Origin of the sequence: Glycomyces sambucus, from assembly GCF_900102815.1 — a bacterium.
Classification (GTDB): Bacteria; Actinomycetota; Actinomycetes; order Mycobacteriales; family Micromonosporaceae; genus Glycomyces; species Glycomyces sambucus.
The window spans coordinates 39,278-52,489 of record NZ_FNGF01000012.1 but is presented as its reverse complement, the minus strand read 5'-3'; the positions used below and the strand labels follow the sequence as shown (position 1 = coordinate 52,489).

Annotated in this window: 12 protein-coding genes; 4 read left to right on the top strand and 8 right to left on the bottom strand. The window is 74.1% G+C overall.

The window, feature by feature from the left end; all coding sequences use genetic code 11:
* Positions 1-440 precede the first annotated feature (440 nt).
* Genes BLS99_RS25350 through BLS99_RS25340 form a run of 3 tightly spaced genes read left to right on the top strand, consistent with a single transcriptional unit; the run spans position 441 to position 2,755 of the window.
* On the top strand, positions 441-1,529 hold the full coding sequence (locus BLS99_RS25350) for an alcohol dehydrogenase catalytic domain-containing protein (RefSeq protein ID WP_091054532.1): 1,089 nt from the start codon (positions 441-443) through the stop codon (positions 1,527-1,529).
* Between the two features lie 21 nt (positions 1,530-1,550).
* Positions 1,551-2,303 (top strand): 3-oxoacyl-ACP reductase FabG, encoded by a 753-nt coding sequence (gene fabG / locus BLS99_RS25345; protein WP_091054525.1) that lies wholly within the window; start codon positions 1,551-1,553, stop codon positions 2,301-2,303.
* The gene (locus BLS99_RS25340; RefSeq protein WP_091054524.1) at positions 2,300-2,755 is read left to right on the top strand and encodes a MaoC family dehydratase; all 456 of its coding nucleotides are present in this window, start codon (positions 2,300-2,302) and stop codon (positions 2,753-2,755) included. Before fabG ends, BLS99_RS25340 begins: the two co-directional genes overlap by 4 nt.
* A 68-nt stretch (positions 2,756-2,823) precedes the next feature.
* On the opposite strand, the gene BLS99_RS25335 is transcribed toward BLS99_RS25340, so the two are convergent.
* Both BLS99_RS25335 and BLS99_RS25330 read right to left on the bottom strand, forming a co-directional pair.
* On the bottom strand, positions 2,824-4,044 hold the full coding sequence (locus BLS99_RS25335; protein ID WP_091054523.1) for an acetyl-CoA C-acetyltransferase: 1,221 nt from the start codon (positions 4,042-4,044) through the stop codon (positions 2,824-2,826).
* A gap of 11 nt (positions 4,045-4,055) precedes the next feature.
* A complete protein-coding gene (locus BLS99_RS25330) occupies positions 4,056-5,237 on the bottom strand; it encodes an acyl-CoA dehydrogenase family protein (RefSeq protein WP_091054522.1) in 1,182 nt (393 codons plus the stop codon).
* Between the two features lie 99 nt (positions 5,238-5,336).
* On the opposite strand from BLS99_RS25330, the gene BLS99_RS25325 reads away from it, so the two are divergent.
* Positions 5,337-5,756, top strand: a complete 420-nt coding sequence (locus BLS99_RS25325; protein ID WP_245712414.1) for an acyl-CoA thioesterase — start codon at positions 5,337-5,339, stop codon at positions 5,754-5,756.
* A gap of 27 nt (positions 5,757-5,783) precedes the next feature.
* Here the strand turns inward: BLS99_RS25325 and BLS99_RS25320 are convergent, their stop codons facing one another.
* The 6 genes from BLS99_RS25320 to BLS99_RS25295 are packed head-to-tail and all read right to left on the bottom strand — an operon-like array spanning position 5,784 to position 12,959.
* Complete coding sequence (locus BLS99_RS25320; RefSeq protein ID WP_091054520.1) at positions 5,784-7,394, bottom strand: AMP-binding protein; 1,611 nt, start codon at positions 7,392-7,394, stop codon at positions 5,784-5,786.
* A complete protein-coding gene (locus tag BLS99_RS25315) occupies positions 7,391-8,632 on the bottom strand; it encodes an acyl-CoA dehydrogenase family protein (protein ID WP_245712413.1) in 1,242 nt (413 codons plus the stop codon). The genes BLS99_RS25320 and BLS99_RS25315 overlap by 4 nt, the downstream gene beginning before the upstream one ends.
* Positions 8,608-9,747, bottom strand: a complete 1,140-nt coding sequence (locus tag BLS99_RS25310) for a phosphotransferase family protein (protein ID WP_091054518.1) — start codon at positions 9,745-9,747, stop codon at positions 8,608-8,610. The genes BLS99_RS25315 and BLS99_RS25310 overlap by 25 nt, the downstream gene beginning before the upstream one ends.
* Positions 9,748-9,772: 25 nt before the next feature.
* Complete coding sequence (locus BLS99_RS25305; protein ID WP_091054531.1) at positions 9,773-11,065, bottom strand: ABC transporter substrate-binding protein; 1,293 nt, start codon at positions 11,063-11,065, stop codon at positions 9,773-9,775.
* 5 nt (positions 11,066-11,070) lie between these two features.
* A complete protein-coding gene (locus tag BLS99_RS25300) occupies positions 11,071-12,084 on the bottom strand; it encodes a branched-chain amino acid ABC transporter permease (protein WP_091054517.1) in 1,014 nt (337 codons plus the stop codon).
* Entirely contained in the window at positions 12,081-12,959 is an 879-nt protein-coding gene (locus BLS99_RS25295; RefSeq protein WP_091054516.1) for a branched-chain amino acid ABC transporter permease, read from the bottom strand. The genes BLS99_RS25300 and BLS99_RS25295 overlap by 4 nt, the downstream gene beginning before the upstream one ends.
* Positions 12,960-13,212 lie beyond the last annotated feature (253 nt).

Below are 13,212 nucleotides of genomic sequence, written 5' to 3'. Positions count from 1 at the left end.
AAGTCGGCGGTGCGGCGCCGGGTCATGAGGTCGGCGGCGGCGTCGAGGATGGCGCGGCGGCTCTTGGCTTTGAGGGCGGCGCGTCGGTCGACGGGTCCGGTGGCTTCGGCCATGCCGCCTACACTAAATGCAACGATGCACTGAGTGCATCCTTCTGTGGAGATCGCCACACGGCGGGGGACGGCGGGCCGCCGCGCCAGGACGGCGGGTAGGGCACGGTCGGCACGGTCGGCACGGTCGGCACGGTCGGCACGGTCGGCACGGTCGGCACGGTCGGCACGGTCGGCACGGTCGGCACGGTCGGCGGTGCTCGCGGGGACGGGGGTAGCGCTACAAACCGTCCAGTCGGTATGCTGAGCGGAACCGGCCGGCCCGCTGCGGGCCGGCCGCGCGGTGCCGCGAGGATGGCCGTGCACCACCCCGATGACGAGGAGGTCGCCGTGGAGATCACCGGAGCCGTGCTGGAGCGCTGCGGCGCGCCGGGCCCGTACGCCGAGTCGATGCCGCTCACGCTGGGCCCCTTGGAACTCGACGGCCCCGGGCCGGGCGAGCTGCTGGTCCGGGTCGAGGTCGCGGGGCTGTGCCACTCGGACCTGTCGGTGGTCGACGGCAGCCGCGTGCGGCCCGTGCCGATGCTCCTGGGCCACGAGGCCGCCGGGATCGTCGAGGCCGCCGGGCCCGGCACCGGCATCGCGGTCGGCCGCCGGGTCGTCATGACCTTCCTCCCCCGCTGCGGCCGCTGCGAGGAGTGCGGCACCCTCGGGCGCCTCCCCTGCGCGGTCGGCAGCGCCGCGAACGCCGCCGGGACCCTCGTCGGCGGCGCCGTGCGCCTGCGCCGCGGCGGCGAACCCGTCGCCCACCACCTCGGCGTCAGCGCGTTCGCGACCCGCGCCGTGGTCTCCGAGAGCTCCGTGGTCCCCGTCGAGGACGACGTGCCGCCCGACATCGCCGCGCTCCTCGGCTGCGCCGTGCTCACCGGCGGCGGCGCGGTCGTCAACGCGGGCAGGCCGAACCCGGGCGAGACGGTCGCCGTCGTCGGCCTCGGCGGCGTCGGCATGGCCGCGCTCCTCGTCGCGCAGGCACTGGGCCACAGGGTGGTCGGCGTCGACACCGTCCCCGCGAAGCTCGACCTCGCCCGGTCCCTCGGCGCCGACGCCTGCACCCCGGACCGCCTCGGCGACCTGCGCGCGCCCGTCGTCGTGGAGGCCGCCGGGTCGGCCCGCGCCTTCGAGACCGCGTTCGCGCTCACCGCGCCCGGCGGCACCACCGTCACCGTCGGCCTCCCCCACCCCGACGCGCGCGCCTCGATCGCGCCGCTGCGCCTGACGGCCGAGGCCCGCACCGTCGTCGGCTCCTACCTCGGCTCGGCCGTGCCCGGCGACGACGTCCCCCGCTACGCCGGCCTCTGGCGCGCCGGGCGGCTCCCGCTCGACCGGCTCGTCTCCGACCGCATCGGCCTCGACGGCCTCCCGCAGGCCCTCGACCGCCTCGCCGCGGGCGAGGCCCTGCGCCAGCTCATCGTGTTCTGACCTTCGAAGGGACCCAAGCCAATGACCGCAAGGACCGCCATCGTCACCGGCGCCGCGCGCGGCATCGGGGCCGCCACGGCCCGCCGCCTCGCCGCCGACGGCCACGCCGTCGCCGTCCTCGACCTCGCCGAGGAGCAGGCGCGGACCACCGCCGACGCGATCAACGCCAAGGGCGGCAGGGCGATCGCCGTGGGCGCCGACGTCGCCGACGAGGAGGCCGCCGCCGCGGCCGTCGCCCGCGTCGCCGCCGAGCTCGGCCCGCCGCAGATCCTCGTCAACAACGCCGGCATCCTCCGCGACAACCTCCTGTTCAAGATGAGCGCGGGCGACTGGGACGCGGTCCTCGGCGTCCACCTGCGCGGCGCGTTCCTCATGAGCCGCGCCGTCCAGTCGTCCATGGTGGACGCGGGCTGGGGCCGGATCGTCAACCTCTCCAGCACCTCCGCGCTCGGCAACCGCGGCCAGGCGAACTACGCCGCCGCCAAGGCCGGCATGCAGGGCTTCACCAAGACCCTCGCGATCGAGCTGGGCCGCTTCGGGATCACCGCGAACGCCGTCGCGCCCGGGTTCATCGAGACCGAGATGACCAAGGCCACCGCCGAGCGGATCGGCGTGCCCTTCGAGGACTTCCTCGCCCACGCGGCCAAGGAGACCCCGGTCGGGCGCGTCGGCCAGCCCGAGGACATCGCCGCCGCGGTCGCGTTCTTCTGCTCCGAGGACGCCGGGTTCGTCTCCGGCCAGGTCCTGTACGTGGCGGGAGGGCCGAAGGCGTGACCATCACCGCGGCCTCCCCCCAAGACCTCGTCAACGCCCTCGGCGCCAAGGCCGTCGGCGACTGGCTCCGGATCGACCAGGAGCGCGTCGACGCGTTCGCCGACGCCACCGGCGACCACCAGTGGATCCACACCGACCCCGAGCGCGCCGCCGCCGGGCCCTTCGGCGGGCCCATCGCCCACGGCTACCTCACCCTGTCGCTGCTCCCGGGGCTCCTCAAGGGCCTCATCGTGATCGACGGCCTCGCCATGTCCGTCAACTACGGGCTCGACCGGCTCCGGTTCCTCCAGCCCGTGCCGGTCGGCGCCCGCGTCCGCGCGGTGGTCGAACTCGCCAGCGCCGAGGCAACCGGCCGCGGCGTGCGCGCCGGGTACGACGTCACGGTGGAGATCGAGGGCGCCGCCAAGCCCGCGCTCGTCGCCCGGACCATCACCCTCTACGTCCCCGAGTAGCGAAACCCGAAGCGGCGCGGTCCTTGTGGGACCGCGCCGCTTTCGTGTGGAATCAAAGCTCAAGCGGCTCAGAGGCGTTCGAGGACCATCGCCATGCCCTGCCCGCCGCCCACGCACATCGCCTCGAGGCCGTACCGCCCGCCGGTGTCCTCGAGAGCGTTCAGCAGTGTGGAGGTGATCCGGGCGCCGGTCATCCCGAACGGGTGCCCGACGGCGATCGCGCCGCCCTTGACGTTCAGCTGCTCCTCGTCGACGCCGAGGTCGCGCGCCGAGGGGATCACCTGCGCGGCGAACGCCTCGTTGATCTCGACCAGGTCGATGTCCTCGATCCCCAGGCCCGCCAGCGCGAGCGCGCGCCGCGACGCCTCGACCGGGCCCAGGCCCATGATCTCCGGGGAGAGCCCGGAGACGCCCGTGGAGACGATGCGGGCGATCGGCTCGATCCCGAGTTCGGCCACCACGCGGTCGGAGACGACGACGAGGGCGGCGGCGCCGTCGTTGAGCGGGCACGCGTTCCCCGCGGTGACCGTCCCGTTCGGACGGAACACGGGGTCGAGTCCGGCGAGCTTCGCGATCGTGGTGCCGGGGCGGGGGCCGTCGTCGGCGGTGACGACGGTGCCGTCGGGGAGGGTGACGGGGGTGATGTCCCTGGCCCAGAAGCCGTCGGCGACCGCGCGTTCGGCGCGCTGCTGGCTGCGGGCGGCGAAGGCGTCCTGCTGCTCGCGGGTGACGCCGCGGATCGCGGCGACGTTCTCGGCGGTCTGGCCCATGGCGATGTAGGGGTCAGGGAGGCGGCCCTCGGCGCGGGGGTCGGTCCAGCCGAAGGCGCCGCCGGCGCGCTTGTTCGTGCGGAGCACGGCGTCGGTGAAGGCGGGGTTCTCGAGGTCGGCGCCGGGGATGGCGTCGCTGGAGCCGATGTCCATGCCGGAGACGGATTCGACGCCGGCGGAGACGAAGACGTCGCCTTCGCCGGCCTTGATGGCGTGGAACGCCATGCGGGTGGTCTGGAGGCTGGAGGAACAGTAGCGGGTGACGGTGGCGCCGGGGACGGTGTCCCAGCCGAGCAGGACGGCGACGATGCGGGCCATGTTCATGCCCTGGCGGCCGCCGGGCATGCCGCAGCCGAGGAGGAGGTCGTCGATGCGGGCGGGGTCGAGGCCGGGGAGCTTGGCGACGGCGGCGCTGACCATCTGGGCGGCGAGGTCGTCGGCGCGGGCGTCCTTGAGCGAGCCCTTGTGGGCGCGGCCGATCGGGGAGCGGGCGGTGGCGGCGATGTATGCCTCGGTCATGTGGGTTCCTTTCAGACGAATGCCTGGTGTCCGGTGACGGCGCGGCCGACGATGAGGGTGTTCATGTCGTAGGTGCCTTCGTAGGAGTAGACGGCCTCGGCGTCGGCGAAGTAGCGGGCGACGCCGTGGTCGAGCTGGATGCCGTTGCCGCCGAGGACGGCGCGGGCGCGGGCGACGACGTCCCTCATGCGGGCGGTGCAGAACGCCTTGGCCATCGCGGCGTGCTCGTCGCGGCGCTCGCCGGCGTCTTCGAGCTGGGCGGCGCGGACGCAGACGGCGAGTCCGGCGGTGACGTCGGCGAGGTTCTCGGCGAGTTTCTGCTGGATGAGCTGGAAGGCGGCGATGGGGCGGCCGAACTGCTCGCGCTCCTTGGCGTAGCGGACGGCGGCCTCGTGGGCGCCGAGGGCGATGCCCATGGCCTCCCAGGCCACGCCGACGCGGGTGGGGCCGAGGACGCCGGCGAGGTCCTTGAAGGAGTCGATCCGCTGGAGGCGGTCGGCCTCGGGGACTTCGACGCCGGTGAGGGTGATGTCGGCGTTCTGGACGCCGCGCAGGGACTGCTTGCGCTCGATCTTCTCGGCTTTGAAGCCGGGGGCGTCCTTGCGGACGATGAAGCCCTTGACGTGGCCGTCGTCGATGTCCTTGGCCCAGATGAGGGTGATGTCGGCGAAGGTGGCGTTGCCGATCCAGCGCTTGGCGCCGTCGAGGATCCAGGTGTCGCCGCGGCGGGTGGCGGTGGTGCGCAGGCCGCGGGCGGTGTCGGAGCCGGCGAGGGGTTCGGTGAGGCCGAAGGCGCCGATGACCTCGCCGCGGCCCATGGGCGGGAGCCATTCGGCGCGCTGGGCGTCGGAGCCGCCGACGCCGATGGCGCCCATGGCGAGTCCGGAGGTGACGCCGACGAAGGTGGCGAAGGAGGCGTCGACGCGGGCGATCTCGACGGCGGCCCAGCCGCGGAAGAGGGCGCTGTTCTCGAAGCGGCGGGATTCGGGCCAGGCGGTGCCGATGACGCCGGTGGCGGCGATGCCGGGGACGAGGTGGTGGGGGAACTCGGCGCGGTCCCAGTAGTCGTCGGCGAGGGGGCGGACCTCGCGTTCCATGAAGTCGCGCAGGCGCAGGGCCGCTTCGTGCTCCACTGGGGTGAGGAGGTCCTGGAAGTGGTAGAAGTCGGCGTCGAGCCGGCCGGTGGCGGTCATGGGTTCTCCTGTCGGTCCCGGACCGGTGAAACCGACCGGTCGGTATGTTACTAGTATGCACGTGTGCCGATGCGAACTGAAGCCCCCGGAGGAGCGATCTTGACCAACCGCCACCCGTTCCCGCTGCGCTGGAACGACAACGACCAGTACGGCCACATGAACAACACCGTCTACTACGAGGCGATGGACTCGGCGGTGAACTCCTGGATGATGCACCGCGCGGGCCTCGACCCGGCCGGGGACGTCATCGGGCTGGCCCGGGCCTCGTCGTGCGAGTTCCTGGCCCCCGCCTCGTTCCCCGAGGTCCTGGAGGTCGACATCGCCGTGGCCCGCCTCGGGACCACCTCGGTCACGTGGGACCTGGCGATCCTGCGCGAGGGCGCGCCCGATCGGGGCGCGCCGCTCGCGCTGGGCCGCTTCACGCACGTGTTCGTCGACCGCGCCGGGCGCCGCCCGGTGCCGGTCCCCGCGCCCGTGCGCGCCGCCGTGGAGGCGGAGCTGCGGATCGGCGAGGGCTAGGGCCTGTCCCGTGCATCCGGACGGGCCCTAGGCCGGCGCCTCGGGAACCGCGGCCCGGGCCCCGAACCGCTCCACGAGCTCCCGCTTGAGGACCTTCCCGCTCGCCCCGAGCGGGAGGTCGTCGACCACGTGGACGACCCGCGGGTACTTGTAGGCGGCGACCTTCTCCTTCATGTGCGCCACCACCGCGGCCGCGTCGAGGACCGCGCCCTCGGCCGGGACGACCGCGGCGTGGACCTCCTGGCCGTGCGTCTCGTGCGCGACCCCGAACACCGCGGCGATCGAGACCCCCGGGTAGCGGGCGAGGACGGCCTCGACCTCGGTCGGGTACACGTTGTAGCCGTTGCGGATGATCATGTCCTTCTTGCGGTCCACGATGCGCACCACCAGGTCCGCGCTCACGGTGCCGAGGTCGCCGGTGCGGAACCATCCGTCCACGATGGTCTGCGCCGTGGCGTCGGGCCGGCCCAGGTACCCCTTCATGAGGTTGTGGCCGCGCACCACGATCTCGCCCAGCTCCCCCGCGGGCAGCAGCGCGATCCGGTCCTCGGCGTCGGGGTCGGCGGCGGCCACGTCGACGCCCCAGATCGGGGTGCCCACGGTGCCGGGCCGGATCGGCTCGCCCACCATGTTGAACGTGCACGAGGGCGCGGTCTCGGTGAGCCCGTAGCCTTCGTGGACCTCCGCGCCGTACGCCGCCTCGAACGCCTCCAGCAGCGCCACCGGCAGGGCCGCGCCGCCCGAGACGGCGAACCGCAGCGGCGGCCGGTCGGGGTTGCGCTTCGCGGCCTCGACCATCCCCGCGAAGTTCGTCGGCACCGCCGTGAACACGGTCGCCTGGTAGCGGTTGAGGAGCGCCAGCGCCTCGTCCGGGTCGAACTTCGGGAGCAGGATGATCGCGGCCCCGCGCCGGAACGCGATGTTGAGCACCGCCATCTGCCCGAAGGAGTGGAAGAACGGCAGGCCGCCGTAGACCACGTCGTCCGCGGCCATCGGGAACGAGTCGATGAGCGAGACGTGGACCTGCTCGACCATCGCCAGGTGGGTGCCGACCGCGCCCTTGGGGGTGCCGGTGGTGCCCGAGGTGTACAGGACGGTGGCGGCGTCGAGCGGGTTCACCGAGGTGTACCGCTCGATCGGCTCCGCCTGGGCCGCTTCGGCTTCGAGGCGCGGCAGCGGGTGCCCGCCGACCTCCAGGCCCTCGGGGGCGAGGACGGTGGTGAGCGGGGTGCCGGTGCGGGCGGCGGCGGGGGCGGCCTCGGCGAGGAGCGGGGCGGCGGCCACCAGGAGCTCGGCGCCGGAGTCCTCCAGGACGAACGCGATCTCGTCGGCCTTGAACAGCAGGTGGATCGGGACGATCACGGCGCCGAGCGCGAGGGCCGCGTAGTAGACGCGCGGGAAGTCCGGGACGTTCGGCACGAGCATGGCGACCCGCGAGCCGGGCCCGATGCCGCGGGCGGCGAGGGCCCCGGCGTAGGCGCGGGTCTGGTCCCACAGCTCGCCGTAGCGGACGGTGCCGCCCATGAAATGGAGGGCGGGGGCGTCGGGGCGGCGGCGGGCGGACTCGGCGAGGATGGCGGCGATCGAGAGGGTCCCGTGGCCGGGGCCGTCGACGGCGGGGTCGGTTTGGCGCGTCATTGCGCGTTTCCTTCCGTTGGGGTGGCGGGTATCCGAAGCTCGGCCTTGCCCAGGGCGGAGGCGTGCACTTCATCGGGGCCGTCGGCGAGGCGCAGGGCCCTGGCGGCGGCGAACATCTCGGCGAGCGGGTGGTCGTCGGTGAGGCCCGCGGCGCCGAACAGCTGGATGGCGTGGTCGAGGATGCGCTGGACGGCGCGCGGCACGGCGACCTTGATCGCCTGGATCTCCTTCATGGCGTTGCGGTTCCCGGCGGTGTCCATGAGCCACGCGGTCTTGAGGACGAGGAGGCGCAGCGCCTCGATCTCCACGCGCGCGTCGGCGGCCCATTCGCGCACGACCCCCTGCCGGGCGAGGGGCCCGCCGAACGCGATGCGCTCGTTCGCCCTGCCGCGCACCAGGTCGAGGGCGCGTTCGGCCATGCCGAGGGCGCGCATGCAGTGGTGGATGCGGCCGGGTCCGAGGCGGGCCTGGGCGATCGCGAAGCCGTCGCCGGCGCCGCCGAGGAGGTTCGCGGCGGGCACGCGCACGTCCTCGAACAGGATCTCGGCGTGGCCGCCGTGGTCGCAGTCGTCGTAGCCGAGGACGGTGAGGGGCCGCACGACGGTGACGCCGGGGGTGTCGCGCGGGACGAGGACCATCGACTGCTGGCGGTGGCGGGGCCCGTTCGGGTCGGTCTTGCCCATGACGACGAGGAGTTCGCAGTCGGGGTTCATGGCGCCGGTGGCGAACCACTTGTGCCCGTTGACGACCCACTCCGCTCCGTCTCTATGGACGCGGGTGCCGATCTGGGAGGCGTCGGAGGAGGCGGTGCCGGGCTCGGTCATGCAGAACGCGGACCGGATGCGGGCCTCCAGGAGCGGTTCGAGCCAGCGCTCCTGCTGCTCGGGGGTGCCGAAGTGGGCGAGGAGCTCCATGTTCCCGGTGTCGGGCGCGTTGCAGTTCATGGCGGCCGGAGCGAGCCGGGGGCTGCGGCCGGTGAGCTCGGCGACGGGCGCGTAGCGGAGGTTCGCGAGGCCGCCGCCGTAGCCGTGGGGGCCGGGCGGCAGGAACAGGTTCCACAGGCCGCGTTCGCGGGCGGTCTCCTGGAGGTCGCGCACGACGGGCCGGACGGTCCACTCGCCGGGGGTGTCGGCGACCTGCTTCGCGAGGACGGGCTCGGCGGGGAGCACGTGCTCGTCGAGGAAGGTGCGCGCCTCGTCGGCGAACGCGCGGGTCATCTCGTCGGGTCGGAAATCCACAGCCCCTCCTTCGCCAGGGGCGCCACGAGCGCGCCGATCGCGTCGAAGCCCTCCCCCACGGTCTGTCCCCTGCTGAACCGGAAGTGCACGCCTTCGAGGATCACCGCCAGCTTGTAGCAGGCGAACGACCGGTACCAGCGCAGGTCCGGGACGGCGGTCCCGGCGCGGGCGGCGTACGCGTCGACCGCCTCCGCGAACGCGGGGTAGCCGGCGCCGGGCACGATCGCGCCCGCCGCGCCCGCGTCCCCGGCCATCTCCCTGATGTGCCAGTACATGCCGAGCATCCCCAGGTCCACGAGCGGGTCGCCGAGGGTGGCCATCTCCCAGTCGAGGACCGCGGCGATGCGCGGCGCGTCCGCCGGCCCGGCCACGAGCATGTTGTCGAGCCGGTAGTCGCCGTGGACGATCCCCGCACGCGCCGAGACCGGGACGCCGGCCGCGAGGCGCGCGCCGAGCGCGTCCAGGTCCGGGACCTCCCGGGACCGGGACGCGTCGAGCTGGCGCCGCCAGGTGCGCATCTGCCGGTCGAGGTACCCGTCGGGCCGGCCGAAGCCGCCGAGGCCGAGCGGTCCCGGCTCGGCGGCGTGCAGGTCCGCGAGCACTTCGGCGACCTCGATGCCCAAGCGGTGCAGGCCCTCCGGGGCCCAGCCGGCGTTCTTGGCCGGGTGGTCCAGGACCTGGCCGTCGACATGCTCCATGACGAAGAAGACCGTGCCGGTGACCTCGCGGGCCCCCGTGTCGTCCACCACGTCCACAGTGGCCGGTACGGGGATCGTCCCGCGGAGCGCCGAGATGACCCGGTGCTCGCGGCGCATGTCGTGCGCGGTCGGCAGGGCGTGCCCCAGGGGCGGGCGGCGCAGCACCAGCGGCGCCGCCGACCCCTCGACCCGGTACGTCAGGTTCGAGCGGCCCCCGTCGATGAGCGCGGCCCGCAGCGGCCCCGCCCCGGCCAGCCCGGGGTGCTCCCGGGCCAGCCAGCGGGCGAGCCCGGCGACGTCGAGACCGGGGACGTCGGAACCGGGTGGTTCGAGCCCCGGCCCGTCGAGCCCGGGCCGTTCGAGCCCCGGCCCGTCGAATCCTGGTGCGTCCGGCCCCGGCACGTGCGCGTCGGTCATCGGTCTCCTTCGTCTCGGTCCCGGGCTAGGAGCCCGGGATGCCCTCGTTCTCGAGCGGAACGGGGTCGGGTTCGACCGCGGCCACCTGGCCCGCGGACACTTCGTACGTGGTGCCGATGTAGTCCTGGACGCCCTCGTTCACCACGGTCACGCCCACGGCCCGGTAGGCCGCGTGGTCGTCCTCGCTGTAGGAGAGCGGCACGATCCCGTTGCCCACCAGGTCGCCCGACTCGACCGCGGCCACCAGCGACTCGCGGGTCGGGTCCTCACCGGCGGCGGCCAGCGCCTCGGCGAACAGGTAGCCGACGCTCATCCCGAAGATGGTGTTGCCGGTGTACGGGGCGCCGTCGTTGTACTCGTCGTTGATCTCGCGGAACAGCGCGTCCCACTCCCCGCCCGCGCTCGAGGGCAGGTAGTTGACGCTCACCAGGCCCTGCAGGAGGACCGGGGCGAGGTCTTCGCCGAGGTAGCCGGCGAGGGTCGGGTAGTCCGCGCCCGAGGACGAGACGTACCACTTCGGGAACCACTCCATCTGGGCCGCGGTGCCCACGGCCATGGCCGTGAACCCGTTGATGGTGCCGAGGACGTTGACCTCGCACTCGGCGGCCATCATCGCGCCGAGCTGCGCCGTCAGGTCCTCACTGGACACCGAGTAGTTCTGGACCTCGGCGATCTCGTTGGAGCCCACCACGGTCTCGACGCCCTCGATGATGCCCTCGCCGTAGTCGTCGTCCTGGCCGAGCACGCAGATGACGGCCTCGGGGTCCTGCTCGACGGCATATTTGGCGAGGGCCGCGCCCTCGGTCACGTAGTCGGCGTTGAACGCGAACGTGTTGTCGTAGACGTTCGGCTGGTTCCATGTGAGCGACCCCGAGGACACGAACAGGTCGGGGACGCCCTGCTGGTCGAGGTAGTCGAGGACCGAGGAGTGGGTGGGGGTGCCGAGGCCGTTGACGATCGCGAACACGTCCTCTTCGGTCACCAGCTCGCGCACGGCGGTCTGGGTCGCGGCGGGGTCGTACGCGTCGTCCTTGACGAGGTACTCGATGTCGCGACCGTGGATGCCGCCGTTGGCGTTCACGTACTCGAAGTAGGCGGCCGTGGCGGCCGAGATCGCCGAGTACCCGGCCGCGGCCGGGCCGGTCAGCGGCTGGTGGGTGCCGATCGTGACGGTGTCGTCGGTGACGCCGGGGACGTCCTCGTCGCCGCCGGGGGTGCTGCACGCGGCCAGGCCGAGGGCCGCCGCCGCGGCCAGTGCCGCCGCGCTCGTGAAGGGCCGGTTCCTGTGTCCGTGGTTGAAGGGTCCGGGGGTTCGCATGCCGATCACCTCTCTGTGGTCGTTGAAGGGGTAGCGAAGCGGAGGGGCCGGGCGGCGCGGAGCCGGTCGAGCAGACGGGAGGCGCCGCCCGGCCAGATGGTGGTCAGGGCGATGAGGCCGGCGCCGAACAGCAGCACGGCGAGGTTCCCGTCGAGGCGCCGGCCGAGGTCGGCGGGCGCGAGGGCCGTGAGTTCGTCGATGGCCCAGGGGAGGACGGTCACCAGGACCGACCCGATCGCCGCGCCGCCGATGGAGCCGAGGCCCCCGGCGACGGCCGCGACCACGAGGAGGAGCGAGAACGCGAGCCCGTACCCGCCGGGCGTGACCTGCTGGGTGGCGATGGCCAGGACGGCGCCGCCGAGCCCGGCCGGCACCGCGCTCGCGGCGAACGCGCCGGTCTTCACCAGGCCGGGGTCCACTCCGGACAGACGCGACGCGGTCTCGTCGTCGAGGACCGCGCGCATGCGCAGTCCGGCCCGGCCCGAGCGCAGGACCACCAGGGGGGTCACCGCGAGTGCGGCGATCACGATGGCGAGCCACGCGTGCCACTGCTCGACCGCGATGAGGTTCGCGAGCGCGTCGGGCACGGGGAAGAACGGGGCGCGGGCGCCCTGGTCGCCGCCGAGCGGCAGCGTGTTCGCCGCCGCAGGGAGGGCGATGACGAGCGCGAGCGTGAGCCCGGCGAGGTAGGGGCCCCGCAGCCGCGCGGCGGCAGCGCCGAGGAGCAGGCCGAGGAGCCCTGCAACGACCGCGGCGGCGGCCAGGCCGACGAGCAGGACCACGAGCCAGTGCCCGTCCACCGCCGATGCGGCGTAGGCGAACCCGTAGCCGCCCGCGGCCATGAGGACCGCGTGGCCGAGCGAGAGCTGCCCGGTGAGGCCGACGAGGACGGTGAGGCCGGCGACGGCCGCGAAGCACGCGGCGGCCGTGGCGAGCTGGTAGTTGCGGAACGGGTCGAGGCCGAAGGTCCCGCCGATCGCGAGGACGGTGACGGCCAGGGCGCGCAGGGAGGTCTTCATGCGGTCCTCGCTTCTCGGGCGGCGAACAGGCCGCCGGGTCGGACCAGCAGGACGAGGGTCATGAGCGCGAGCACCGCGAGCGGCGCCGCGGAGGCGGAGGCGTAGCCGGTGACGTAGCTGACGAGCAGGCCCACGCCGATCCCGGCGACGAGCGCGCCGAGCGGGGAGTCGAGGCCGCCGATGACGGCCACGGCGAACGCGTTCACGAACAGGAGGTCGGCGGCGTGCGGGTTGAGCCCGAGTTCGGTGGGCACCAGCAGGAGCGCGGCGAGGGAAGCGGCGGCCACCGACAGCGCCCAGCCGAGCGTGACCATGCGCGGGACCCGGACGCCGAGGAGCCGGGCGGTCTCGGGCGCGAACGCGGCGGCGCGGAGCTGGAGGCCGAGCGAGGTGCGGTTGAACAGGAGCGCGAGGACGGCCATGACCGCGGCGGCGGCGCCGAGGGTGAACAGGTCGTACGGGGAGAGGACCGGGACGCCGCCGATGACGAAGGGCCGCTCGGAGAAGGGCGGGTGCATGGGCCGGTGCTCGGGGCCGAACGCGATCGCGAGCCCGGCCTGGAGGACCATGACGAGCCCGATCGCGACGATGATCCCCGGCAGCGGGGCGTGCGCGGGGAGGCGCCGCATGAGCCCTCGCTCGGCGGCGGCTCCGAGGAGCGCGCCGGCCGCGAGCCCGGTGAGCAGCCCGGCCCAGTAGGAGCCGGTCGCGGCGGTGACCGCGAAGGCCGCGTAGACGGCCGCGGCGGCCATGGCGGCCTGCGCGAAGTTCACGACCCGCGCGGTGCGCCAGACGATCACGAGCGACAGCGCGAACAGCGCGAGCACGGCCCCGCGGGCGAGCCCGGCCGCGGTGAGGAACACGAACCGGTCCATCAGCGGGCCTCCCCAGAGAAGGAGGCCGCGAGGCGCTGCACGCGGGCGGCCCACTGCGCGCGCCGGACCGCGGCCCGCGAGGCGCGGGGCCAGGACGCCGGGTGCGCACTGGGACCCGCGGCCGCGGAGACCGGCGTCGTGTCGCGGTGGGACGCGGGTCGGTGACCGGCGCGCGAAGCCGCTGCGCGGATTGAGGACACGGCGTCCTCCCCCGCGGCTCCCGCGGTCGCGGAACCCGGGGCTCCGCGGCGGG

What these genes read in the sequence shown, in the direction of transcription:
- fabG (WP_091054525.1), top strand. Translation starts at nt 1,551, where the DNA reads ATGACCGCAAGGACCGCCATCGTCACCGGCGCCGCGCGCGGCATCGGG.
- BLS99_RS25335 (WP_091054523.1), bottom strand. Translation starts at nt 4,044, where the DNA reads ATGACCGAGGCATACATCGCCGCCACCGCCCGCTCCCCGATCGGCCGC.
- BLS99_RS25330 (WP_091054522.1), bottom strand. Translation starts at nt 5,237, where the DNA reads ATGACCGCCACCGGCCGGCTCGACGCCGACTTCTACCACTTCCAGGAC.
- BLS99_RS25320 (WP_091054520.1), bottom strand. Translation starts at nt 7,394, where the DNA reads ATGACGCGCCAAACCGACCCCGCCGTCGACGGCCCCGGCCACGGGACC.
- BLS99_RS25310 (WP_091054518.1), bottom strand. Translation starts at nt 9,747, where the DNA reads ATGACCGACGCGCACGTGCCGGGGCCGGACGCACCAGGATTCGACGGG.
- BLS99_RS25305 (WP_091054531.1), bottom strand. Translation starts at nt 11,065, where the DNA reads ATGCGAACCCCCGGACCCTTCAACCACGGACACAGGAACCGGCCCTTC.
- BLS99_RS25300 (WP_091054517.1), bottom strand. Translation starts at nt 12,084, where the DNA reads ATGAAGACCTCCCTGCGCGCCCTGGCCGTCACCGTCCTCGCGATCGGC.
- BLS99_RS25295 (WP_091054516.1), bottom strand. Translation starts at nt 12,959, where the DNA reads ATGGACCGGTTCGTGTTCCTCACCGCGGCCGGGCTCGCCCGCGGGGCC.